The 21,772-nt window shown below is 61.8% G+C and carries 22 protein-coding genes and 1 pseudogene; 14 read left to right on the top strand and 9 right to left on the bottom strand.

Going from position 1 to position 21,772, the window contains the following annotated elements; genetic code table 11:
- Positions 1–645 precede the first annotated feature (645 nt).
- Together IVA74_RS32560 and IVA74_RS32555 are read left to right on the top strand one after the other, a co-directional pair.
- Positions 646–888 (top strand): tRNA 5-methylaminomethyl-2-thiouridine synthase, encoded by a 243-nt coding sequence (locus IVA74_RS32560; RefSeq protein ID WP_247300110.1) that lies wholly within the window; start codon positions 646–648, stop codon positions 886–888.
- Between the two features lie 250 nt (positions 889–1,138).
- Positions 1,139–1,405 (top strand): hypothetical protein, encoded by a 267-nt coding sequence (locus tag IVA74_RS32555; protein ID WP_247351090.1) that lies wholly within the window; start codon positions 1,139–1,141, stop codon positions 1,403–1,405.
- On the opposite strand, the gene IVA74_RS32550 is transcribed toward IVA74_RS32555, so the two are convergent.
- On the bottom strand, positions 1,363–1,725 hold the full coding sequence (locus IVA74_RS32550) for a hypothetical protein (protein ID WP_247351089.1): 363 nt from the start codon (positions 1,723–1,725) through the stop codon (positions 1,363–1,365). The genes IVA74_RS32555 and IVA74_RS32550 overlap by 43 nt on opposite strands.
- Between IVA74_RS32550 and IVA74_RS32545 the strand changes: the two genes are divergently transcribed.
- Entirely contained in the window at positions 1,718–2,029 is a 312-nt protein-coding gene (locus IVA74_RS32545) for a hypothetical protein (RefSeq protein ID WP_247351087.1), read from the top strand. The two genes, IVA74_RS32550 and IVA74_RS32545, sit on opposite strands and share 8 nt — an antisense overlap.
- Before the next feature lie 314 nt (positions 2,030–2,343).
- Entirely contained in the window at positions 2,344–3,531 is a 1,188-nt protein-coding gene (locus IVA74_RS32540; RefSeq protein ID WP_247351085.1) for a hypothetical protein, read from the top strand.
- Between the two features lie 84 nt (positions 3,532–3,615).
- On the opposite strand, the gene IVA74_RS32535 is transcribed toward IVA74_RS32540, so the two are convergent.
- The 7 genes and pseudogenes from IVA74_RS32535 to IVA74_RS32505 all read right to left on the bottom strand — a co-directional run.
- A complete protein-coding gene (locus IVA74_RS32535; RefSeq protein WP_247351082.1) occupies positions 3,616–4,041 on the bottom strand; it encodes a hypothetical protein in 426 nt (141 codons plus the stop codon).
- Positions 3,999–4,346 carry a hypothetical protein gene (locus IVA74_RS32530; RefSeq protein ID WP_247351080.1) on the bottom strand — a complete coding sequence of 116 codons (348 nt, stop codon included), beginning with the start codon at positions 4,344–4,346 and terminating at the stop codon, positions 3,999–4,001. The genes IVA74_RS32535 and IVA74_RS32530 overlap by 43 nt, the downstream gene beginning before the upstream one ends.
- Before the next feature lie 46 nt (positions 4,347–4,392).
- Positions 4,393–5,142 (bottom strand): hypothetical protein, encoded by a 750-nt coding sequence (locus IVA74_RS32525; protein ID WP_247351079.1) that lies wholly within the window; start codon positions 5,140–5,142, stop codon positions 4,393–4,395.
- Between the two features lie 60 nt (positions 5,143–5,202).
- Positions 5,203–6,135, bottom strand: coding sequence for a nucleotidyl transferase AbiEii/AbiGii toxin family protein (locus IVA74_RS32520; protein ID WP_247351078.1), 933 nt, complete (start codon positions 6,133–6,135; stop codon positions 5,203–5,205).
- Complete coding sequence (locus IVA74_RS32515) at positions 6,125–6,541, bottom strand: DUF6088 family protein (RefSeq protein ID WP_247300127.1); 417 nt, start codon at positions 6,539–6,541, stop codon at positions 6,125–6,127. Before IVA74_RS32515 ends, IVA74_RS32520 begins: the two co-directional genes overlap by 11 nt.
- A 111-nt stretch (positions 6,542–6,652) precedes the next feature.
- Positions 6,653–7,045: a hypothetical protein gene (locus tag IVA74_RS32510; RefSeq protein ID WP_247351077.1), complete on the bottom strand. Its 393-nt coding sequence runs from the start codon at positions 7,043–7,045 to the stop codon at positions 6,653–6,655.
- Between the two features lie 65 nt (positions 7,046–7,110).
- A pseudogene (locus IVA74_RS32505) lies at positions 7,111–7,650 on the bottom strand (DNA ligase); the annotation flags it as partial.
- A gap of 108 nt (positions 7,651–7,758) precedes the next feature.
- Between IVA74_RS32505 and IVA74_RS32500 the strand changes: the two are divergent.
- Complete coding sequence (locus tag IVA74_RS32500) at positions 7,759–7,944, top strand: DUF3606 domain-containing protein (RefSeq protein ID WP_247351076.1); 186 nt, start codon at positions 7,759–7,761, stop codon at positions 7,942–7,944.
- A 34-nt stretch (positions 7,945–7,978) separates the two neighbouring features.
- Here IVA74_RS32500 and IVA74_RS32495 read toward each other — a convergent pair whose 3' ends face one another.
- Positions 7,979–8,245: a hypothetical protein gene (locus tag IVA74_RS32495; protein ID WP_247351075.1), complete on the bottom strand. Its 267-nt coding sequence runs from the start codon at positions 8,243–8,245 to the stop codon at positions 7,979–7,981.
- Positions 8,246–8,748: 503 nt separating this feature from the next.
- On the opposite strand from IVA74_RS32495, the gene IVA74_RS32490 reads away from it, so the two are divergent.
- The 9 genes from IVA74_RS32490 (at position 8,749) to IVA74_RS32450 (ending at position 21,579) form a co-directional block, all read left to right on the top strand.
- Positions 8,749–9,309 (top strand): thermonuclease family protein, encoded by a 561-nt coding sequence (locus IVA74_RS32490; protein WP_247351074.1) that lies wholly within the window; start codon positions 8,749–8,751, stop codon positions 9,307–9,309.
- An 84-nt stretch (positions 9,310–9,393) separates the two neighbouring features.
- On the top strand, positions 9,394–9,576 hold the full coding sequence (locus tag IVA74_RS32485; protein WP_247351073.1) for a hypothetical protein: 183 nt from the start codon (positions 9,394–9,396) through the stop codon (positions 9,574–9,576).
- A 501-nt stretch (positions 9,577–10,077) separates the two neighbouring features.
- Positions 10,078–11,034, top strand: a complete 957-nt coding sequence (locus IVA74_RS32480) for a zincin-like metallopeptidase domain-containing protein (RefSeq protein WP_247351072.1) — start codon at positions 10,078–10,080, stop codon at positions 11,032–11,034.
- A 108-nt stretch (positions 11,035–11,142) separates the two neighbouring features.
- A complete protein-coding gene (locus IVA74_RS32475) occupies positions 11,143–13,263 on the top strand; it encodes a ParB/RepB/Spo0J family partition protein (RefSeq protein WP_247351071.1) in 2,121 nt (706 codons plus the stop codon).
- Between the two features lie 185 nt (positions 13,264–13,448).
- Positions 13,449–17,771, top strand: a complete 4,323-nt coding sequence (locus tag IVA74_RS32470) for a strawberry notch-like NTP hydrolase domain-containing protein (RefSeq protein WP_247351070.1) — start codon at positions 13,449–13,451, stop codon at positions 17,769–17,771.
- Positions 17,771–18,832: a toprim domain-containing protein gene (locus tag IVA74_RS32465; RefSeq protein WP_247351069.1), complete on the top strand. Its 1,062-nt coding sequence runs from the start codon at positions 17,771–17,773 to the stop codon at positions 18,830–18,832. The genes IVA74_RS32470 and IVA74_RS32465 overlap by 1 nt, the downstream gene beginning before the upstream one ends.
- 331 nt (positions 18,833–19,163) lie before the next feature.
- Positions 19,164–20,087 (top strand): DUF2493 domain-containing protein, encoded by a 924-nt coding sequence (locus IVA74_RS32460; protein WP_247351068.1) that lies wholly within the window; start codon positions 19,164–19,166, stop codon positions 20,085–20,087.
- 138 nt (positions 20,088–20,225) lie between these two features.
- The gene (locus tag IVA74_RS32455; RefSeq protein WP_247351066.1) at positions 20,226–20,708 is read left to right on the top strand and encodes a hypothetical protein; all 483 of its coding nucleotides are present in this window, start codon (positions 20,226–20,228) and stop codon (positions 20,706–20,708) included.
- 550 nt (positions 20,709–21,258) lie between these two features.
- Positions 21,259–21,579, top strand: coding sequence for a DUF736 domain-containing protein (locus IVA74_RS32450; RefSeq protein WP_018457399.1), 321 nt, complete (start codon positions 21,259–21,261; stop codon positions 21,577–21,579).
- Positions 21,580–21,772 lie beyond the last annotated feature (193 nt).

The following is a 21,772-nucleotide window of genomic DNA, read 5'->3' as shown; positions in this document are numbered from 1 at the left end:
GCGCAGAAGGCGAGTTCGTGCTTCTCGCGAAAGCTAGTCGAACGTTGGTGCGCTGTTTGATGACAAAACTGCACCGCGCGGTTTTTGCCGCGACAAAGCCGCCGAATCGACGATCAAGTGGAGAGACGACCACCTCAGGCTGCTCTCCCGCCTATAATAGATGCCGTTGAATTCCGTCGAAGAAGATGCGGTCAAACGCAGGATTTCAGCATCGTGGCGCGGCACTTTGCATTAATCAACATTGAAATATGGTTACGGTCAGTACAGAGGAAACACACATGCGATCGCAGAGCGCATATCTCCACGTCCAGCAACACCTCGGCGAATCTCGGAATGTCGCTTCTCCTTGTCGGTTCGGCTCTAGCAGCGGAGCTCACGTTGAAAGTCAAATGGCGGGATTTTTTGTAGGAACCGCTCCAATCTGAAGCCCAGACGACACACTCAGGTGAAAGCGAGATTTGGTCGTTCGTTACGTACCCTGTTTGTCGGAGCAAAAGCCCCCAACTTCGCCATCGTCGGCGGAAACGAACGTTGCACAGTGGCGCGCTGTTCTCGGCCAACATGGCTTCCTGGAGCGGCCTTGTCTCCAGGGGCCTGCCTCAAGCTGTAAGTAGCTATTCGAGCAGGAGAAACGTGAGGGAGCCTATGACACGCTATTTCTTCAATGTCGGCGGCAGCCACCCGTTTCAGGACACCCTCGGGGAAGAGTTGCTCGACGACAATGCGGCTTGGCAAGCTGCTCTTGATATAGCGCGCCATATTGCAGCAAGCCTAACGCCTGGCGACGGGTGTCGGCTTGAAGTGATGAATCTGGGTCGGCTAATCCATTCTATAGAGATTACTACCCAAGCATTTCACACTCCTGCTTTGGTTGATCTATCACACTAAATGATGTTGACCCGGATGACCTCAGCTGCAGAGCTGGCCACAGCAATAGGGTTCTCCTACCACCATCAGCCTTTCAGAGAACTCTTCGATGGCCTCGAGCGAAAGCGATCCCTGCCTCAATTGCCTCCATTTGCTTCCTGCTTCCGCCACAAAACGTCTCGCAAGACTCATGTCTCCGTGTTTTGCCTCCTGCACCTGGTCCAGTTCAGGACCCGGATCGACATTTGCGATCTTCAAAAATGCGAAGTCGATGCACGCCTTCGATCAGTATCTGCCAATTGAGCGGGCTCTCGGCATCCTCGCGGTCGCCAAACTCGATGAAGTTTTCTTGCAGCTTGCGCGAATTGCTTCTATGCGGCCCATGGCCGTGAAAGACAACAAGCCCGTGGCTCACAGCGTTTCGCAGGTGGCGCAGGGCTGTTCCATATTGTTGGACTTAGGCCGGAAAAGTATGACGCTCTCTTTGAGCGAGCTTTATTCCATTGTGAAGCGGTCATACCGCGACACATTTTCCTGAAGCGCCGCGTGCATTGCTAGACCATGATCGTCAAGCTCGGCGAACTCCTCGTCCTCGCGCAGTGTCGCCAGCACGCCCGCGCCGCAATCGGCCGCAACGAACTCGAACAGGGACGGCCGCGCCTGGAAGGCAAGGATGCCCGTTGCGGCAGCACCGGAATGCTCGTGAATGTTGGATTCCATTTCGCGCAATGCGGCGGCGAGGCATTGCGCGACCGGCTTGAGAAGCCCGGCCGCTTCGGCCGCTGTCCGCGCCGTGATCGGAAACCGGTTCCTCTGAAAGTCATCGGCCTCGACACGTGGATCGAACGTCGTGCGCATGAACCCGCAGCGGCGCGTCTCGTCGAGCCAGGTTCTGGTTGCTGGCGAGGGCCGCTCGGAGATCGAGTTGCGTGATGGAATCGAGCCATGGCGTTTGCAGAAGCGGCCCGGTCCGGCCGTTGCTGGCTTCCATCATCAGTTCGATCAGCGGGCACATGTCCGTCGCGGCATAACGAACCTGCGGCGCCCCGTTGAGCCGGCCACGCGCATGGGCCCCGACAAGATCGTCGACAACCTCGAATGTCAGCTTTGCCCGCGGCAAAGGTTGATTCGAAAAATCCACGCTTGGCTCAAATGGGATTGAAAAACCCGGCTGCCGGGAGGGCACTTTAGGCGAGCCGACCCGTCCGGCGTGAGTCGATTTCTGCCCTTTATACCACCATTTGCGTTCGGACGCGCCAGACCGGGTCCCCTTCGAACCGCATTCCGCCAGCCCCGCACAAGCTCCCAAACTCATCGCCCAGCAGGTTCGATATGCGGTCCATCAGGCGGGTAAGCTCACAGACGGCCGACGCCGGCCCGCTCATGCGCTTATCGTTTGTCAGTGAGCTCTTCGGCACAGATGGCAGGGCGAGGGCCGCGTCGACCCTGCTTCCTGGGCCGTGATACAATGTCGCCATGACCGAGTCTCAGCCCGAACAAGACGGTGCCCCCAACCCCGGTATTCTTGCCGGAAACTTGGCCGCACCCGTCAAGCTATCGGGTTTGCAACTGCATGGTGTCTCTGTGGACGCGGCCCGCGGCGGCGACACCGTCAAGGTCTGGACACGGCTAAGCCTGACTTCGGACGACCGCTTTTTTCACCGTGTGGTGGAAGGTCTGAGCAATCATATTGAGCACATGGCGCGGCAATCCGGACAGACCGTCAACCTAAAGCGGGCGGACGTCGCCTTGCTGGTCGTGCGTCCCGACGACACGGGCGACCTTTGGGTAGACGCGGCGGCCGTCGCACTTCAAATCATGGCTAAGCGAAACATGGCTGCTGGAACGGTGGTGTTTGAAAATGACATCGGCGACGTCACCGGAATGGGCTTTCCCCTTGTCGCCATCCGCAAGAGAGATCGTGTCGTTTGCGTCTTCCGGGAAGGCTGGCGCTTTGCCCTTTTCTTCGATTTCAATCCGGGTGGCGACTTCTCCGTTTCCGATATGCAGCGTGACCTCGGCACGCTGTACCGTAGGCTGAAGTACCGGTATCTCTACGATGCGATCGCCGATCAAGCCGTCTTTTCCCAGCTCATCGCGGCAGGCTGGTTTCCGTTCGTGGAGATTCTCGGGCCTGAGTTTCAGGGGCTGGCGAATTCAAGCGAAGCGCGATTCGATCTCGACGATGCGGAAGCAACGATCCTCGCGAAGTTTGACGCCGAACGCATCGAGCGCATGTTTACCCGGTGGATGGCGAAGGCACACTTTGCGGGCAAGGAACGGCTCCTGCGCTCGGCGCTGAAGTCCTTTGCCGAAGGGGACGCCATACCCGTGCTCAAAATTGCCTTGACCGAGATCGAGGGGATTTTGGGTGACGCCTATCGCAAGGTTTATGGCAAGGGCGCAAAAATCAAAAAGCTTCTGGAGTTTGCGGTTGCTTCCGCCGAGGCTAAGGCTGGGCAGTCAGACACGTTGTTGTTTCCCGCAGCCTTTGCCCATTATCTGAAATCTCACACCTTCGCCGACTTCGATCCCGCAGCACGCACGGGCAATGCCAGTTCCCGCCATGCCGTGGGCCATGGTGCAGCAGCAGCCGAAACGTACACGCTGGTGCGCGCGCTCCAGGCCCTCCTCACGTTAGATCAGCTAGCCTTTTACACCTGAAACTCCGTTCCCGGATGCGACCCAACATGTCGAGCCTGACATCGGCCCTGACGAGGCAGGCTTGGACGCGCTGTGGACCAGCGTTTAATCGGCCGGCTGTACGGATCGTTGCCGCAAACTCCGGCGGCTCATTTGGATGCGAAGTCCAAACGGGGACGTATCGTGATCGCCGACGACGTGAATTTCGCGGAACGGCAATGTGCTAGCCGCCGAACGCAGATCATCCTCAATCCGGCTCCAGCGTGCCTTCGGCAAGCTATGCAGGGGCGCTTCGATGAGCAGATCATGCCCTGCGTATTTCGGGTGATCCTTCTTGCGAAGGCAAGATTTGATGCCCTTGCCGATGACCGTCAACGCGCCTTCCGCACTGTGCATGATGCGAGAACGGGCCAAGCGTTCCTTGAAAACCTTTTCCGGGGCGTCGTCCGGTAAGCCGAGATATCCCGGGACCACTCCCTTTTTTTCGTTCATCTCCTGGCCGAGCCGCTGTTGCTCGCGGGATTGCGCCACCGTGACCTCAAGACCTGTGGCGCGGCGTTCGGGTTGTCGCGCAACCAGCAATCCGGCACGTCACTGCCTAGCTCGAACCGGATATCGCCTTTTGCTTTGACGAACTTGACGTGATGCAAAACAGGCACCACCTCATCGCGCAGCTTTTTTACCGCGCCGCGCTTGGCGCGGTAATCCGCCAGCTCGGCCGCTGGCCGTGGTTCGCTAAAGTAGTCTGCCAGCGCCTGCTCGAACTCGGCAAGCGATATCCGATCCGTCAAACGAGCATACAGGCGTCCAATGGTCGTATCCGGGTTCGGCACCATGAAAGAATCTTAGGTTGCCGGCATCACCTTACGCGTTCCGGCCAACTTACTGATTGTAGCGCAAACGGCGCAGAAAGGTCCGCGCGGTCACCAGCACGATGTGAAGCCGGAAGGTGCTGTGATCTTCATCCGACAGGCCGGGATGCGAGCCGTCCGTGTGAAGCATCTTGAACAGGCCGTTGATGTAGTTCTTGCCGTCTTGCGTCCATTCGTTGCGGGTTTCGGAGAGATAGCCAATATTCGCCAGCCACGCGCGTCGGTTCTCCGATGTTGGTTGTGCCGATCGATCCGCACCTTCGTGAAAGGCAATCGCGTCAAACAGCCCTTCAAGGAATGTGCGAAACTGAGCGTTTGCCGCCGCCCAATCGCCCCGTGCATGCGCCTCGATGCCCTGACTCAGATGGCCAAGCGGTTCCGTGAAGCCGAACTGCTTGAGGAATTCATGCACTTCATTGTCCACCACCGATAGGCCGAGTTCTTCCGGCAACGCCGCACGTAGCGCGGGGCGTTCTCGCTCATCGAATGCAACGACGTACCCGTCCCGCGCCAGGCCGCGCGCCAAGTCGGTCTCCAAATCATTCACCGGCTCAGGGTGCATGAGCTGGACGGCCTCGCGAATAACCGCTTCCGCCAGCGCGAGCGTGCCTTCCAGCGTTTCGACTGGATCGGCTGGTCGTTGCACGACAATGCGGCCCAGAAGGTCCGCTTTCTTCGCGACGCTGATCGCTGTGTCGGAGGTGATCTCGTTTTCGAGGCCGAGGCGCAGGACCATGTGGTTGAACGGCGCTTGGTACATCTTGGTCAGGAATGCGACGGCGGAAATGCCGTCGGGCGCGTGAAGGGAACGGCGGTCATGTCAGGCCGGAACCTTCTTGAGATGATCCGCCAGCGTGTTCAAGGTGCCCATCGCCACGCTGAAATCCGGCTTGTCGCCATAGACCATGTCACGCTGGAAATTAGCAAAGCCGTCCACGAAGACCCTGTCGTTGGGAATGCCCCCGATCGCACGCAGCGTCTCGCCCAGCGGATCCTTCTTCCAAGCCGGGAAACTGTCGCCGCGTGTGGCGGCATCTGCGAGCATCACTTCATGGGCCAGCGTGGCGGCCTCCTTCACATCGTATTCGTCGCGGATCATGTGAATATCATAGATATGCCGGACCAGCGTTGGGTCGCGCTCCTCACGCAGGCCCGCCAGCTCCGAGCCTGCACGCCATGTCAAGGCCACGAATTTCTCCGCGGCGGTTTCCAGAACGGATGAACAGGCGATCTTCGGTAATTCCGGATCGCGGCCGTAGGCTTCTGCGATGAAGGAGATCACGGACTTGTCCACGGTCTCGCGCCGCAGCGGCCATACCGAGGTTTCAATCTGGACATTGGGCCGCAAGATGCCCTTGCCCTCGGCGAGGGCTTTGTAAGGCAACTGGTATTTGGTGTAACGCCCTTCGTACATCGTGACGCGGTGGTCTTTGTTCTCAGGATCGAAGACAAAGCCCGCGCCCAGCAGAGCATCGGTAATTGTTTTGCGCAACTTGCGAAGCTCGCCGCGCGTCGGAGCCTTATCGCGGACGATCTTAAGGTCGACATCTTCCGACATACGCTTGGTCAGCTTGTAGGCGCGGCTTAGCGCCGTGCCGCCGCCGAACACGAGGCGGAAATCGCCGGTATCGACTGCAGCGATGGCGGCCAACGCCTTGACGACATACCAATCCTTCTCGACAAGCGCGGGGCCCGGGAGCCCAAAATACTCCTGGACTTCGAGCAGCTGTTCGAGGGTTGGGTTATCGCTCAAGAACCAGCTCCGCGTTGCGGTAACGTAGATGACGTGAGAAGCGACCTTTGACCCGCACCACCGGGTTCACGGGGACCTGCGTCGAGCGGCCCTCATTATACGCACGTTGGGCTTCGGTCGGCTCCCATTTAACGCCTAGCTTGTCGAGCGCCTGACGTGCCACGCCGGCGAAGCCGTCACGGCTATAGAGCATCGGCTTGCCGCTGAGGCTCGAAACGGTCGCACGCCCGTAGACGCCATAGCCGAGCCGCACCAAGCGGCCATCGTCCACGAGCTTGCGCAAGACGCGCAGGACCTGATCCTCGCCGCCGAGCGTCTTGAATTCACGCGTTAGGAACACGTCCTCGCCCTTCTTGCGGGCGATCCGCTGTTCTATCTTTTCGCGCAATGTGTGCTTGCGAGGCATATTGGTCCTCCTTGCAAAAACCCGACATTGAATATAGGCAAAAACCCGACGTCATTCAACAAATAGTGCAATAGATTCAATAATATAATGAATATCAATGACTTAGATCAGTCATTTACCCGCTCGATCCCGGTCCAGCGCCTGCGGCATCGGCTGAGCAGAGCGAAGCCAGCGACTCGGCGTACACTGGCGGAGGCGAAAAGAAAGATTATTGGGTGGGGCGGCCAAGCGATGTCCAACAAGATCAAGGGAAACATCCTCGAAGACCCGGTTGCGATGATGCACCAGGTGCCAGGCGTTCGCGTGGAGAAACGAAGGAAGCTGCCCGTTGTGCGAAGCAAAACGAAGCGGAAGAGAGAAATTGACGTTCTGATCACATCCAGTGTCGCGGGCTACAAAGTTCAAATCGCGCTCGGATGTAAGAACGAAGCCACAGCCCTCAAGACATCGGCGGTTGACAACTTCGTCGGGATTTTGAACGACGTCGGCATTCCCATACAGCAAGGCATTCTCGTCAGCGCGAACGGTTACACGCGTGACGCGCAAGATGCCGCGGACGCGCATGGGTTCGAGACGACACCTTCCAGGCCGAGCTTGCAGGCGTGTGCGAACATCTCGCGTCCCTCGATCTCGAAGCTTTCGCTGAACTGGACGTCGGTGCCATCGACGATCTTCCGTAGCTCGGCTTTCCTCTGGATCAGCGGCAGCTTCCGAAGATCGCGGCCATTCAGATAGAGCAGATCGAACGCCACCGGCACGATCTTGGCCGACCTACCCTTCTCGGTCTGCAGCACCGAGAAATCGGTCGTGCCGTCGGCGGCGGGGACGACGATCTCGCCGTCGATGAGGGCCGAGCTCGCCCTGATGCGCCAGGCGTCGTGGGCGACCTTCTTGAAGCGGTGAGTCCAGTCGTGGCCGCGCCGGGTAAAGATCTTGGCCACCTCGTTGGCCAGGTGGACCTGGACCCGGTAGCCGTCAAACTTGATTTCGTGAATCCATCGCCTGCCGGACGGCACCCTCTCGATCGAGGTTGCCAAGGCCGGTTCGATGAAGCCGGGCAACGGCGCCTTGACGCCGATGCCGGCCGCTTTTTTACGCTGAAACGCCACTGAAGCACTCCACGCAACAGCTGATTCAAACTGACATAGTTCGAATCGTTCCGGAACCCGTGAATCCTTTGCTGCGTTGCTTCATCATCAATCCATCAGGAGGAGCCGATGGCGACAGCGAAGAACAAAACAGCACGCGGGCGCAAGCAGGACCGAGCCCGTGTGGCCCGCGGGCAAAAGTATGAGGTGGGGTACGAGTCCAAGAAGACCGGGCGGTCGGCATCAGCGGTCAAAAAGGCTGTCAAAAAGGTCGGCAACAGCCGCAAGCGCGTCGAGAAGCGTCTCGGGCGTTAGTCACCTTTGCTGGCGTCGATCGTTCAGCGCGTGCCTAGACCTCGGTCGGGCATTCGGGGCAGGTATCGCCGATCGAGTCCAGGACCTCGGTCACAGCCCCGGCGGCCGCCTCGGGCGAAAGGCCCGGTGGCGGATCCTGGCGGGCGATTTGGAACGCCCGCTCACGGGCGTGTGGATCTGCGCGGTCCTGCATCCAGCCATGGTACACACACTCGCGGATCGCGCCTGCCTCATGCAGCACGGCTATCGCCCACCCCCGTACCGTGCGGATCGCCGTCCGCCTCTCCTTGGTCATCAGCATCAAGATCGCTCCTCCGCGAGGGACGAATCCTTGCAGCCCTCGGTTCGTTCCGGCTGCTAACACAGAGCAGGGATTCCAAATCATCGGGGCAGGTGCTTGTCCACGTGTTCCGCAATCCTGTGCAAAACCGGCCACGCAGCAATCTTGTCTTCCTTGTCCGCGTCGCGCATGACGACGTTCAGCCCCTCGTCTGGTAAAGGGCGCTGCAGCGCCTTGCGTCCTCCGAAAGGGGCGCGCTGGGACGAATTTACGCGCTTCGCCGGCTGAACAGCGGGCAACCAACGCGACCGGCGAAGCTATAAAGAATGACGGCGTCTGGAAGGTTTATGAATTCACTTGGCAGATGGACGCGATTTTACTCTGGGATCGCTTCGAGGGACGCTCGCGGCGCCGCACGGAGTTTCATTATCCCGAGCGGCTAGCAAACCTGCCGGCACTGAAGCCACATGAGAACTGGCCAAAACTCAAGCCGCGAGATTTGCGGTAGTTAGAAGGTCATTGGAATGCGTCGAACCTCTGTCGCATTGATTATCGCCATGCTGTCGAGCGTAGCGTTGGCCGACGATTTTGTCGGCCAGGCCAGTGTTATCGACGGCGACACATTGGAAATACATGGAGTGCGCATCCGGCTCTGGGGCATCGATGCACCGGAGAGCAGCCAGCTGTGCCGTGGCGACGACAGCTTGCAATATCGGTGTGGTGCTCAGGCCGCGAACGACCTTGATGCCTTCATTGGCCGCAGTGCCGTCAATTGTGTTCCAGTCAGCCTCGACCCGTATGGCCGCACGGTCGCGACCTGCTCGGTCGCAGGCAAGGATCTCGGTGGTTGGCTTGTACGCAACGGTCTTGCGCTGGATTGGCCCCAATACTCGAAGGGCAGGTATCACGAAGCTCAGCGCGAGGCTGAGCGCGCGGGCCGAGGACTCTGGAAGGGCAGCTATGTCGAGCCGTGGCTCTATCGTGCATGCATCCGCGCAAGTGGAAAGCCGTCCGCCTGTTCGGACGATGCAAATGCCCATCCTTTATGCGATTCCTGCAAGGCACCAATCCAGAACGGGCGTTAGCCAATCACGGCACTTGGGCAGGTGGCTCTGGCGCCGTTTGGGCTGCTCACGCTACCCATCATTTCCAATCGCCATGGGAATGAAATGGTTGCAGCCACCGGTGAATTGCCGGCCTCTGGTTACGCGCTTGAAGTGGACGGCCGGTTCAAAGCCGAATTTGCAACCAGAGACGGCGCCAGGGCAGGTGGCGAAGAACTAAAGAAGCGTTTTCCCGTGCTTCAGATCAGGATCTATGACGCGCAGACCAACGCGCGCGAGGAAATCTAGGTCCTCCGGCTCGAGTCTTGGCGATGTTCTTTCGCTTGCGCGCGAGCGGCTTCCGCCGCATCGGGCTCTCGTTGAACCGAGCCGCGTGGCGTCTCGGCCGTGCGGCTTCGAATCCCTCGCGCAAGAGCTGCGGAGCTCCTCGCCGGGGGCACTCGTGAAAGGGGCTCGCCTTCGGCGATCGCTATCACTGCCCCGTTCCCGGGTGCCGCTGTTAACCGGTCTCGTCGCTGCACTCGGACCCGCGTGCCCCTTCGGGTCGCTATGCTCACGCTCTCCGGGTGCCATTTCCCATCGAGGCGATGCGCCCTTGGCGCATGCCCGGTCGGGCCTGCGGCCCCAGGCATCTCAGTATCTAGCCCTGAAAGCTTGGGACGGAAGGCGGACCGGGTCGCAAATGTCGCATTCTGAATTAGAGGCTGAGAGTAAGAGTGTCGCGCGGTTTTGCCGTGACGGGTTACAGGCTGCGAGAGAGGCTCGCGGCGCCCGTCGCGGAGATCCGCGATGTCCAGACATCATCCTCGGGCGCGCACCGGTGAGGACCGGACGAGCCTTTATGACGACATCACCAACAAGATCATCGCCGAGCTGGAGGCCGGCCGTGTGCCGTGGGTGCAGCCTTGGGGCACCGCGGCGGCGAAGGCGCCTTTGGCCATGCCGAAAAGCGCCGCGACCGGCCGCCAATACAGCGGCGTTAACATACTAATTCTCTGGGGGGCTGCCACTGAACACGCATTCACAGGTCAGAGCTGGCTCACATTCCGCCAGGCGCTATCGCTCGGTGGTCACGTTCGCAAGGGCGAGCGCGGCACGACCGTCGTCTATGCCGACCGCTTTGTGCCGGTCGACGAACAGCGCCGCGCGAGCGAGAACGGTGAGGAAGCGCAGACCATTCCGTTCCTCAAGCGCTTCACACTTTTCAACATCGATCAATGCGAGGGCTTGCCTCCGGAGATCGCAACAACAGCGCCGCCTCCGCCGCCAGACCTGATCGAGCCGCAGGTCGACAAGCTCATCAAGGCGACTGGCATCGACTTCCGCATCGGCGGCAACCGCGCCTTTTATGCGCCGACAGAAGATTATGTGCAGGTGCCGCCACCGCAAGCCTATTTCGAGCCGATCAACTGGCATCGAACGGCCTTGCATGAGCTGGCGCATGCCAGCGGCCATCCGTCACGTCTCAACCGCGACTTGTCGGGCAGCTTTGGCACCAAGAAGTACGCCTTTGAGGAGTTGGTCGCGGAAATTGCCTCTGCGTTCGGTTGCGCGTCGCTCGGTATCGTGCCGACGGTGCGGCACGCCGATTATATCGGCTCGTGGCTCGATGTGTTGCGCGAGGACAATCGTGCAATTGTCCGGGCCGCTTCACAGGCCAGCAAGGTCGCGGACTATCTCCTTGGATTCTTGCCAGCACCCGCTTCCGACATGAAGGCGGAAAAAGCGGACCAGGAAGCGGCGTGAGACTCCACCGGGTCACCGCGGGCACGAGAGTGAGAGGGCGGGGTCGTTTTCCGCGACGGGTTGGAGGTCGAGAGAGAGGCTCTCGGCCGCCCGTCGTGGAGAATCGACATGACGAAGGCTGTCCAAAAGATCACCTTGTCGCCCTCGCGTGATATTCCGTTCAACAAGCTGGTGCTGAGCCAGTCCAACGTCCGGCATGTGACGGCGGGCATTTCCATCGAGCAACTCGCCGAAAGCATCGCGCAGCGTACGCTCCTGCAAAGTCTCAACGTGCGGGCGGTCGTGGACACTGAAGGCAATGAGACCGGCATGTTCGAGGTGCCGGCCGGCGGACGGCGCTGTCGCGCGCTGGAGCTTCTCGTCAAGCAGAAGCGCATGGCAAAGACGCAGGCGGTTCCTTGTGTCGTGCGCGAGGGTGGCATGGCTGAGGATGACTCGCTTGCTGAGAATGACGAGCGGATAGGGCTTCATCCGCTCGATCAGTTCCGAGCCTTTCAGACCTTGAGTGGCGCCGGGTTATCCGACGAGGATATCGCTGCCCGCCATTTCGTGACGCCGGCCGTCGTGAAGCAACGGCTCCGGCTGGCGTCCGTGTCGCCAAAGCTGCACGAGGTCTATGCCGAGGACGGCATGACTCTCGAGCAGCTCATGACCTTCTCGGTCACGGCGGATCACACGCGCCAGGAGCAGGTCTGGGAGAATGTCAGCCGATCCGGCTATGATGAACCCTATCAGATCCGGCGAATGCTCACCGAAAATACCGTACGCGCGTCTGACCGCCGCGTTCAGTTCATTGGCCTGGATGCTTACGAGCAGGCTGGTGGCGGCGTTTTGCGGGATCTGTTCGAGCACGATGATGGCGGCTGGCTCCAGGACACTGCCTTGCTCGATCGTCTCGTGACGGAAAAGCTCAAAGCCGAAGCCGAGACGATTGCAGCCGAAGGCTGGAAGTGGATTTCGCTCGCCGTCGATTTCCCCTACGGCCACACGGAGGGCCTGCGCGAAATCGAGGGCAAACCTGTCGATCTCTCCCCGGAGGAGCAGGCCACCATCGACGCCCTCAACGCGGAGCAAGCCAAGCTTGAATCCGATTATCAGGATGCTGACGAGTTGCCCGATGAGGTTGATCAGCGTCTCGGCGAGATCGAGGCGGCACTGGTCGCGCTCGAAGACCGGCCGATGATTTACGATCCGGCCGAGATCGTCCGCGCCGGCGTCTTCGTCAGCATCGATTCCGAAGGCCGCCTCTCGGTGGATCGGGGTTACGTCCGCGCGGAGGACGACGTGCCCGCAGCCGATCCTGGTGTCGGGCAGGGCGCCGACACGCAGTCCATCGAGGGGAACGCGGCTGGCAATCCCGTCCAGCGCACGGCCATTGCCATTTCGGGTGGCGCTCCTGAAGTGGAAGAAGATGATGAGCATGCGACCAAACCTCTGCCGGATCGGCTGATCACCGAGCTGACGGCACATCGCACGCTGGCGTTGCGGGATGCGCTGGCAGAAAATCCTGCGATCGCGTTTCAGGCGGTGCTGCACAACTTCGTGCTGACGGCCTTTTACCGCTTCGCATCGTCCGGCGGCTGCCTTGAGATCGGCCTTCGCACGCCGACCTTTCCGGCTCAAGCGCCTGGCTTGAGGGAAAGCGCGTCCGCGAAGGCCGTTGAGGCGCGGCATGAGTCCTGGAAAGCACGATTGCCGAACAGCGAGAACGATCTTTGGGATGCGCTCGCAGCTCTCGATTGCGGCGCACAGGCGTCCCTGTTCGCTCACTGTGCGTCATTCGCGGTCAACGCCGTCTTTGAGCCGGCCAACCGCTACAATCAGGGCCGCGTCTCCGCCCACGGCGACCGCACCCGGCTCGACCAGGCGGATGTGCTCGCGCGCGCCGTCCGCCTCGACATGGTCCGAGCGGGCTGGAAGCCCTCCGTCGACAACTATCTCGGCCGGGTCACCAAACCTCGCATCCTGGAGGCGGTGCGGGAAGCAAGAGGCGAATCGTCCGCACAATTGATCGACCACCTGAAGAAGGCCGACATGGCCAAGGAGGCTGAGCGCCTTCTCGATGGTTCGGGCTGGTTGCCGGAGCCGCTGCGTGTCGTCGAGTCCGGCGTATCGTCACTGGAGCAGGAGAGTGAAGCGGGCCCGCTGCCTGAATTCCTCGGAGAGGACGAGGATCGGGAGAACGCGAACGAGGATGAGGATCCGCAACAACTCGACGCCGCTGAGTGAGATCATGGAGTTGGACGGCTCTGGCCGTCCGTAGGTGCTTGGGGACCGCTGTGCAGCGCCGGTCCCATTTTTCTGGGCGAGCGCTGAGAGGGAGAGCCGGGCCGGGAAAGGGTTTTGAGCCGTCGGGGTCAAAGGAGAGCGCCTGATGGTTCGATCCTTTCCTGCTCTCCGAAAGAAACCCTCTCATGACCGAATCTCTCGCCGGCGGCGCTGCCGCCGCGCCGCTCTCGGTGCGCGCCGCTGCAACACTCACCTCCGCCGCCGTCAGGGCCGCGCGACAGCTCGCCATTGACCTCGAGCGCGGCCGTCGCATCGATGCCACTGTCGTGCGTAGCGCCATGGAAGCTGCCTTCGGCGCTTCCGACGCCACTGGCGTCTGGAACTGGAAAACCGCCTATGATGTCTGCGAGGCGGCAACTGTTCTGTTCCTTCGCAAGTTTGGTCCCGCAATTCGTGTCGAGGCCGGCTCGACGGCCGCCATGCTGCTGATGCTCGCGAGAATCGCGCGCCGTCTGCCGACCCACACGCGGCGCTCCGAGGACAGTCAGGCCCTTCAACAATTCTCGACGCCGATCCCGCTTGGGCTCGCCGCATGCACCGCGGCCGGCATCACGCCGTCCGATCGGGTTTTGGAGCCCTCCGCGGGGACCGGCTTGCTCGCCATTTTTGCCGAGCTCGCCGGCGGCGCCTTGGCATTGAACGAGCTGGCCGAGGCCCGCGCCGCATTGCTCGAGCAACTGTTCGCCAAGGTTAAGGTCACGCGATTCGACGCTACCCAGATCGATGATCACCTCGGTGCGGGTGTCGTACCGAGCGTCGTCCTGATGAACCCGCCGTTCTCGGCATTGGCGAACGTCGATCGACGGATGGCGGACGCGGCTTTCCGGCACATCGCCTCAGCCCTCGCGCGTCTTTGCGACGGCGGTCGTCTGGTCGCCATTACCGGCGCGAGCCTTACGCCCGATAATCCGGCATGGCGAGATGCCTTCGTTCGACTCCAGGAGCGCGGGCGAGTGGTGTTTTCTGCCGCCATCGATGGCGCGGTCTACGCGAAACACGGAACGCAGACCGACACAAGGCTGCTCGTGATCGACAAGCAGCCTGCCGCAGATCCGAAGGTCTTTCCGGAGTCGCTGGGCATGGCGGGCGATATCGCCACATTGCTCGGCTGGGTGAGCCAGCATGTGCCTCCAAGGCTGCCGGTCGCCACCCCCGTCGTGGTCGACGTCATCAAGCGCCCCGCGACGCCGTGGCCGGTCGGCACCTTTGCACCGCGACCATGGTCGACTTCGGGAAATGTCGCGACCGAGGGCGTCGAGCTCACTTACGAGACTGTCGAGTGGACGCCTCCGGAAGGCGCTCGACTGACCGACGCGCTTTATGAGGAATACGCGCTGCATGCGATCCGTATTCCGGACGCGCATGCGCATCCGACCAAGCTCGTGCAGTCCGCCGCGATGGCCTCGGTCGCGCCGCCGAAGCCGTCTTACCGGCCCCACCTGCCGGCCAATGTCGTGGCGGATGGCATCCTCTCCGACGCCCAGCTTGAGAGCGTCATCTATGCCGGAGAAGCGCATTCCGAATTTCTTGCGGGCTCCTGGACGATAGATCCAACCTTTGATGTTGTGGCGGCCGCACGCGACGATGCAGAAAATGCCGTCCGCTTTCGCCGCGGCTGGTTCTTGGGCGACGGCACCGGGGCGGGCAAGGGACGGCAGGTCGCCGGTATCCTGCTCGACAACTGGCTCAAGGGCCGCCGCCGCGCGGTCTGGATCAGTAAATCCGACAAGCTGATCGAAGACGCGCAGCGCGACTGGTCCGCGCTCGGCATGGAGCGGTTGCTCGTGACGCCACTGTCAAGGTTTCGCCAGGGCGCACCGATCCGGCTCGCGGAAGGCGTCCTTTTCACCACCTACGCTACGCTGCGCACCGATGAGCGTGGCGAGAAGCTTTCGCGCGTGCGGCAGATCGTTGAATGGTTGGGCTCCGACTTCGACGGAGTGATCGTCTTCGACGAGAGCCACGCGATGCAGAACGCGGCAGGCCAGAAGGGCGAGCGCGGCGACCAGGCGGCATCCCAGCAGGGGCGTGCCGGGCTCAGGCTCCAGCACGCGTTGCCGAATGGGCGCGTCGTCTATGTCTCGGCGACGGGCGCCACGACAGTCCACAATCTCGCCTACGCCCAGCGGTTAGGCTTATGGGGCGGCGACGATTTCCCGTTCGCCACCCGCGCCGAGTTCGTCGAGGCCATCGAGCAGGGCGGCGTCGCGGCGATGGAGGTACTCGCGCGCGACCTCAAGGCGCTCGGTCTCTACGCGGCACGCTCGCTCTCTTACGAGGGCGTCGAGTACGAACTCGTCGAGCACCAGCTTACGCCCGAGCAGGTTCGGATATACGACGCCTACGCCGGAGCGTTCAGCGTCATCCATAACAATCTCGATGCAGCAATGCAGGCCGCGAATATCACCGGCGAGACCGGCACGTTGAACGGCCAAGCCAAATCGGCCGCGCGATCTGCGTTCGAGAGCGCCAAGCAGCGTTTTTTTGGTCACCTGCTGACCTCGATGAAGACGCCGTCGCTGATCCGCTCGATCGAACGCGATCTTGACGCCGGCCACGCCGCTGTCATCCAGATCGTCTCGACCGGCGAGGCGCTGATGGAGCGCCGGCTCGCCGAGATCCCGACCGAGGAGTGGGGCGACGTCCGGGTCGACATAACCCCGCGCGAGTATGTCCTCGACTATCTCGCCCACTCCTTTCCGGTGCAGCTCTACGAGCCTTTCACCGACCAGGAGGGTAATCTCTGCTCCCGGCCCGTCTATCGCGACGGCCAACCGGTCGAGAGCCGGGAGGCCGTCGCTCGCCGCGACCGCCTCATCGAGAAGCTCGCGTCGCTGCCTCCGGTCCCGGGCGCGTTGGACCAGGTGATCCAGCGCTTCGGCACCAACATGGTCGCTGAGGTCACAGGCCGCTCACGCCGCATCGTTCGCAAGGGCGACCGGCTGGTGGTCGAAAACCGGGCCGGTTCGGCCAACCTCGCCGAGACCTCGGCCTTCATGGACGACGTCAAGCGGATTCTCGTTTTCTCCGACGCGGGCGGCACGGGAAGGAGCTACCATGCCGAGCTGTCGGCGCGGAATCGCCGCCTGCGGGTCCACTATTTGCTCGAGCCCGGCTGGAAGGCGGACGCCGCGATCCAGGGGCTCGGCCGCACCAACCGGACCAACCAGGCGCAGCCGCCACTGTTTCGTCCCATCGCGACCGATGTGAAGGCCGAAAAGCGTTTTCTCAGCACCATTGCGCGCCGGCTCGATACGTTGGGCGCCATCACGCGTGGCCAACGCCAGACCGGAGGGCAGGGCCTGTTCCGGCCCGAGGACAATCTCGAAAGCCATTACGGCCGCGACGCGTTGCGCCAACTCTATACGCTGCTGGCGCGGGGCAAGGTCGACGGCTGCTCGCTCGAGCGGTTCCAGTATGCGACCGGCCTGAAGCTCACGGATGCTAATGGGCTCAAGGATGACCTGCCTCCGATCACGACTTTCCTGAACAGGTTGCTGGCGCTCACGATCGATCTTCAGAACGTTCTGTTCACCGCCTTCGAGCAGCTCTTGACCGCCCGGATCGAGGGCGCGGTCGCCTCGGGCAGCTATGACGTCGGACTGGAAAGGCTCAGCGCCGAGAGCTTTGCCGTCACCGACCGGCGGACGATCTATGTCCATCCGGGCACTGGCGCCGAGACGCAGCTTCTCACGATCACCCAGCGCCAGCGCAATCATCCTGTGAGCCTGGATGACGCTCTCGCTCATGTTTCCGATCCTCGAGCCATCCTGTTAATCAATGAGCGCTCGGGACGAGCAGCGGTGCAGGTCGCGGCTCCGAGCTTCATGCTTGATGACGGCGAGATCGAGCGGCGCGTCCGCCTGATCCGGCCCGTGGAACAGCATAGCGTCCCCTTAAGAATGATGGCGGAAAGCCATTGGGTCGAAGTGGACCGCGGACGCTTCGCCGCGGCCTGGCTGGCGGAGCTTACCGAGATCCCAGCGTTCACGGAAAGCACGATCCACATCGTGACCGGGTTGCTGCTGCCGATCTGGAAGCGGCTGCCGAACGAGTCGACGCGCGTCTATCGGCTGCAGAGCGACGCGGGCGAGCGGATCGTCGGCCGCAAGGTCTCGGTTACCTGGGTCACGAATGTCCTTGCGGCTGACGCGCCGGCGCTCGCGCCAGACGCCGCTTTCGCCGCGCTGATGGAGGGGCGGACCGTCCTCGAACTTGCGGAGGGTCTCCAGCTTCGCCGTGTCCGGGTGATGGGCGCACACCGCATCGAACTGGCGGGCTTCAACGACACCATGCGCGATCGCTTGCGGGCTTACGGCCTCTTTGGACAAATCATCTCCTGGAAGCTGCGCATGTTCGTGCCCACGGACCGGAGCGGTGTCGAGATTCTGTCCAAGGTACTCGACCGTTATCCGGTCGAGCGTGCCAGTGAGCGGGAGGCCGCCTGATGCGTCGCGAGCCTTGCGAACTGGCACGCCGCCTCGCGCGCGAGGCCGAGGCGGTGTGCCGACACTATCTCTCCAACGGCAAGCGGCAGGGCCGGTACTGGCTGGTCGGGGATGTCCACAACACCCCTGGCCGCTCGTTGTTTGTGCGGCTCAAGGATTTGCCGAAAGGCCCTGCCGGAAAATGGACCGACGCCGCAACCGGCGAGCATGGCGATCTTCTCGACGTCATTCGTGAAACCTGCGGCTTGCGCGATTTCCGGGACGTCGCAGAGGAGGCGAGGCGCTTTCTGAGGCTGGCTCGTAGTGAACCGGAGGTCGCCCCGAAACCCGTTCGTCCATTAGCACCGGCTGGATCGCAAGAGGCGGCGAGACGGCTCTTCATGATATCCCAACCGATCGAGGGGACGCTCGTGGAGACATATTTGCAGCGTCGCGGGATCGCCCACGTGCACCATGGTGGCAGTCTGCGCTTCCATCCGCGCTGCTATTATCGGCCCGACGGACACCTGCCAGCCGAGACCTGGCCGGCGATGATCGCCTGCGTCACGGATCTCGAATGCAGGATCACTGGCGTGCATCGCACCTGGCTCGACCCGGACGGCTTTGATCGCATTCGGCTGGGCAAAGCTCCGATTGATACCCCACGACGCGCGATGGGCGATCTCCTCGGCAACGCGGTTCGCTTCGGCGTGGTGGACGACGTGCTCGCTGCCGGCGAGGGAATCGAAACCATGCTATCGCTACGTTACGTGCTGCCGAGCATGCCCATGGCGGCTGCGCTCTCGGCTAATCACCTCTCAGCCATGATGCTTCCCAATGGGCTGCGCCGGCTCTACATCTCCCGCGATCTCGATCCTGCTGGCGATGTGGTGCAGGCGACTCTCAGCCAGCGCGCAGCGGACGCCGGCATTGAAGCAATCGCGCTGTCGCCCCGGCTGGGCGACTTCAACGAAGATCTCCATGTCTTCGGCCTCGATGCCGTCCGAGCAGCGTTGCGGTTCCAGCTCGTGCCAGAGGACGTCGTTCGCTTCCTGCATTCCTCGACGGTGCCCGCGGAATAGCTCCCGGTCTTCAATCGACGTTGATGGGCCAGTCATAGGCGAGGCCAATACCGGAAGAGGACGCGACCTCGGCCTTCTAGAGGGCGATGGGACGGCAAGCGGGTGCGGGCCGGCAATGGCTGCGTCCGGCTATTTTCCGCCGCGCGCCGGCGATGTGAAGACACATCGTACGTTTGGCTAGCGCGCTTTGCATCGCGAAGCAAAATAGCCGGCCTTCGCCATCCTCCGCTGCCGCTTCGGCCCTTTCGGGTTCTGGCACGCTCCGCCCGCCGTCAGAGGATCGCCACGAAGGCCGCGATGGTCGCGGCCGATCCGGCAAGGACCTCTTCCCATGACCGACCATGACGACATCGAACCGCCGCACAACTCTTCTCCGACCGACCACGTCATCACCGAACTACAGCTCTTCGGCCATCGTCCATTCAACGACCAGCCCGATCCAAGACCGCTCCCCGAGGGCAAGATGATTGGCGGCGCCGTCGCAGATATATTCGACGCCCTGGTCGCGACCCTGAGCGACACGCGGCTTGAGCCGGATCTTGACGATCTGCTCTGGTCGACAGTCAACCTGTTCCATCGTGCCGTCGACCGCATCGAGCGGCAGCTCGATAATAACGAACAGGCGCAGCAGAAGAGCCAACGCGAGCAGAACGGCTCCGAAGTGCGATCGGTCGAGCTTGAGCGCCTGACAGCCGAAGGCATCACGCTGATCGAGCGCCGCAACTGCCTGGAGCTCTTTCGCGACCAGGCCATCGAACGATTTGAGGTCAACACCGGCGCATCCTGGCGGCCGCGATCGGGATCGTTGGTCAACCACCGCACGCTCACCGCGGCAATGATCGACTCCCGCGACTTCATTGCCGCCAAACGACGCGCCGAGACCGAGGTCTTGTTGCCACCAGGACCGAAAATCGCACTCACCGGCGGGCTCGACTTCAATGACCACAACCTCATCTGGGATCGCCTCGACAAGGTTCATGCCAAGCACCCCGACATGGTCCTCTTGCATGGCGGCTCTCCGAAGGGTGCCGAACTGATCGCCTCCAAATGGGCAACCAGCCGCAAAGTGCCACAGATCGCCTTCAAGCCCGACTGGACCAGGCACGCCAAGGCGGCGCCGTTCAAGCGAAACGACGCGATGCTCGAACTCCTGCCGCTCGGCGTCATGCATTTCCCGGGCACGGGAATTCAGGACAATCTCGCTGACAAGGCGAAGCGGCTCGGTATTCCCGTTTGGAAGTTCGGCGGCGCATGAGCGCCGTCTACTCGCCTCCAAGCCGACCAAGATGGCGTTGCGCGCCGCAACTCCGCCTCGTTTCGATTTTACGTGCAAAGCCGCGCCGCGGTGGTGGTGGAGGCGCGACCAATACGTCTGTGCATTGGAGCCACCGCCATGCTCGCCCTCGGGCTTGTCCTGAACACGCTCGGCATCGGTTTATTCTGCTGGCTGATCTTTGTGCTGGCGGTCTATGCCTTGCCGTTTTTCGTCGCACTCAGCGTCGGAATGTTGGCATTTCGTGATGGCGCGGGCGTCTTCGGCGCGCTGCTTATCGGAATTGTTTCTGGCGCGCTGACGCTTGCCGCGGGTCAGCTCACCCTCACCGTTAGTCGGTCCTCGACCTTGCGCGTCGCGATCGCAACCGTATTCGCGGTCCCCGCGGCAATCGCTGGCTATCAAGTGGTGTTTGCCCTGTCGCAAATCGGGGTGCGTTCGCCGGGCTGGCGCGAGGCCTTCGCTTGCGTAGGTGCGCTTTGCATCGGCGGCACGGCATGGGCGCGTTTGACCGTTTTCGCGAGGACCCGCCCGTCGGACTCGGCCGGAGTGGTGGAGAATACACCTCGACCAGTTCTTACCGCCGCCACGCACGAGCGATGAGGCTTCGTCGCCATCAGGTCCAGCAAGCTCGCACAGAGACCAGGTTGAACGAGAGGGGGGCGAGATTGAGCGAAAGGTAACCGCGTTTCTCCTCGAACCCTTTAAGCAAGCCCCACCAATCTCTGTCTGGCCCGCATAGCTGCGATGAGGCGCGCCGCGCTCGATCATTTCTGCGGGGACGATACCGCCCTTTGCGGCAGATTGTTTCTCCTTCTGCGCGGATCCGTACCGACCTCTTGCTCAGCACAACCGAGATTCGCCAAATCTTCTCCTTAAGATTGCGGTTCAGCACGCGGACGCACGTGGCCTCTTTGATGGCTCGATCTGGCCCAAGAGCGGCTGCGCCTCGATCGTCTGAGCCGCAACGCCGTTGGAGCGACTTTCTTCCCCTGGGCTTGCGCCCATTCCTCGCGAGACAAGAAAGTCGCTCCAACGGCGTCCTCCGCTGCGCTCCGGCCCGCCAGCGGGTGCGTCGCCGATCGTCTTCGGCCTTTAGATCGCCATCGAGGCCGCGGTGGTCGCGGGCTCGAAACACAACAGGAGAAGTGACATGGCTAACATCGGTTCTTTCAAGAAAGTCGGCAACGATTTCCAGGGCGAGATCGTCACCCTGAGTTTGCAGGCCAAGGGCGTCCGCATCGTCGCCGAGACCAACCGCTCCAACGACAACGCTCCCAGCCACCGCATCTATGTGGGTCGGGCGGAGATCGGGGCGGCCTGGTCCAAGCGCTCCGAGGAGGGCCGCGATTACCTCTCGCTCAAGCTTGACGATCCCTCGTTCAACGCGCCGATCTACGCGAACCTGTTCGACGACGAAGGCGGCGAGGGCTACACGCTCTTGTGGTCGCGGCCGCGCAAGACCGGGGAGTGAGGCTCGGTCCAATGCCCCGCCCGAGTTGATCGGGCGGGGTTCCTTCCTCAGCCCAAAGGAAAAGCATCAACCGTACTAGCATTACAGTTGCAGTTTTTTTGAGGTGGGCTTTGCGCGCGTTGGCCTGATGAGCCCTGCGCCAGGACGACCATGCGAGGATATAGGCGTGCGGGATGCGCCGCTGGGTTAGCTT

Origin of the sequence: Bradyrhizobium sp. 132, assembly GCF_023074185.1 — a bacterium.
Lineage (GTDB): Bacteria > Pseudomonadota > Alphaproteobacteria > Rhizobiales > Xanthobacteraceae > Bradyrhizobium.
This window is presented reverse-complemented; position numbering and strand designations above follow the sequence as displayed.

Coding starts and splice junctions, on each gene's coding strand:
- IVA74_RS32560 (WP_247300110.1), top strand. CDS start 646: ATGACACGCTATTTCTTCAATGTCGGCGGCAGCCACCCGTTTCAGGAC.
- IVA74_RS32465 (WP_247351069.1), top strand. CDS start 17,771: ATGCGTCGCGAGCCTTGCGAACTGGCACGCCGCCTCGCGCGCGAGGCC.
- IVA74_RS32500 (WP_247351076.1), top strand. CDS start 7,759: ATGGCGACAGCGAAGAACAAAACAGCACGCGGGCGCAAGCAGGACCGA.
- IVA74_RS32515 (WP_247300127.1), bottom strand. CDS start 6,541: ATGCCTCGCAAGCACACATTGCGCGAAAAGATAGAACAGCGGATCGCC.
- IVA74_RS32460 (WP_247351068.1), top strand. CDS start 19,164: ATGACCGACCATGACGACATCGAACCGCCGCACAACTCTTCTCCGACC.
- IVA74_RS32455 (WP_247351066.1), top strand. CDS start 20,226: ATGCTCGCCCTCGGGCTTGTCCTGAACACGCTCGGCATCGGTTTATTC.
- IVA74_RS32480 (WP_247351072.1), top strand. CDS start 10,078: ATGTCCAGACATCATCCTCGGGCGCGCACCGGTGAGGACCGGACGAGC.
- IVA74_RS32475 (WP_247351071.1), top strand. CDS start 11,143: ATGACGAAGGCTGTCCAAAAGATCACCTTGTCGCCCTCGCGTGATATT.
- IVA74_RS32490 (WP_247351074.1), top strand. CDS start 8,749: ATGCGTCGAACCTCTGTCGCATTGATTATCGCCATGCTGTCGAGCGTA.
- IVA74_RS32470 (WP_247351070.1), top strand. CDS start 13,449: ATGACCGAATCTCTCGCCGGCGGCGCTGCCGCCGCGCCGCTCTCGGTG.
- IVA74_RS32550 (WP_247351089.1), bottom strand. CDS start 1,725: ATGCGCACGACGTTCGATCCACGTGTCGAGGCCGATGACTTTCAGAGG.
- IVA74_RS32525 (WP_247351079.1), bottom strand. CDS start 5,142: ATGTACCAAGCGCCGTTCAACCACATGGTCCTGCGCCTCGGCCTCGAA.
- IVA74_RS32540 (WP_247351085.1), top strand. CDS start 2,344: ATGACCGAGTCTCAGCCCGAACAAGACGGTGCCCCCAACCCCGGTATT.
- IVA74_RS32495 (WP_247351075.1), bottom strand. CDS start 8,245: ATGCTGATGACCAAGGAGAGGCGGACGGCGATCCGCACGGTACGGGGG.
- IVA74_RS32555 (WP_247351090.1), top strand. CDS start 1,139: ATGCACGCCTTCGATCAGTATCTGCCAATTGAGCGGGCTCTCGGCATC.
- IVA74_RS32530 (WP_247351080.1), bottom strand. CDS start 4,346: ATGGTGCCGAACCCGGATACGACCATTGGACGCCTGTATGCTCGTTTG.
- IVA74_RS32450 (WP_018457399.1), top strand. CDS start 21,259: ATGGCTAACATCGGTTCTTTCAAGAAAGTCGGCAACGATTTCCAGGGC.
- IVA74_RS32485 (WP_247351073.1), top strand. CDS start 9,394: ATGGTTGCAGCCACCGGTGAATTGCCGGCCTCTGGTTACGCGCTTGAA.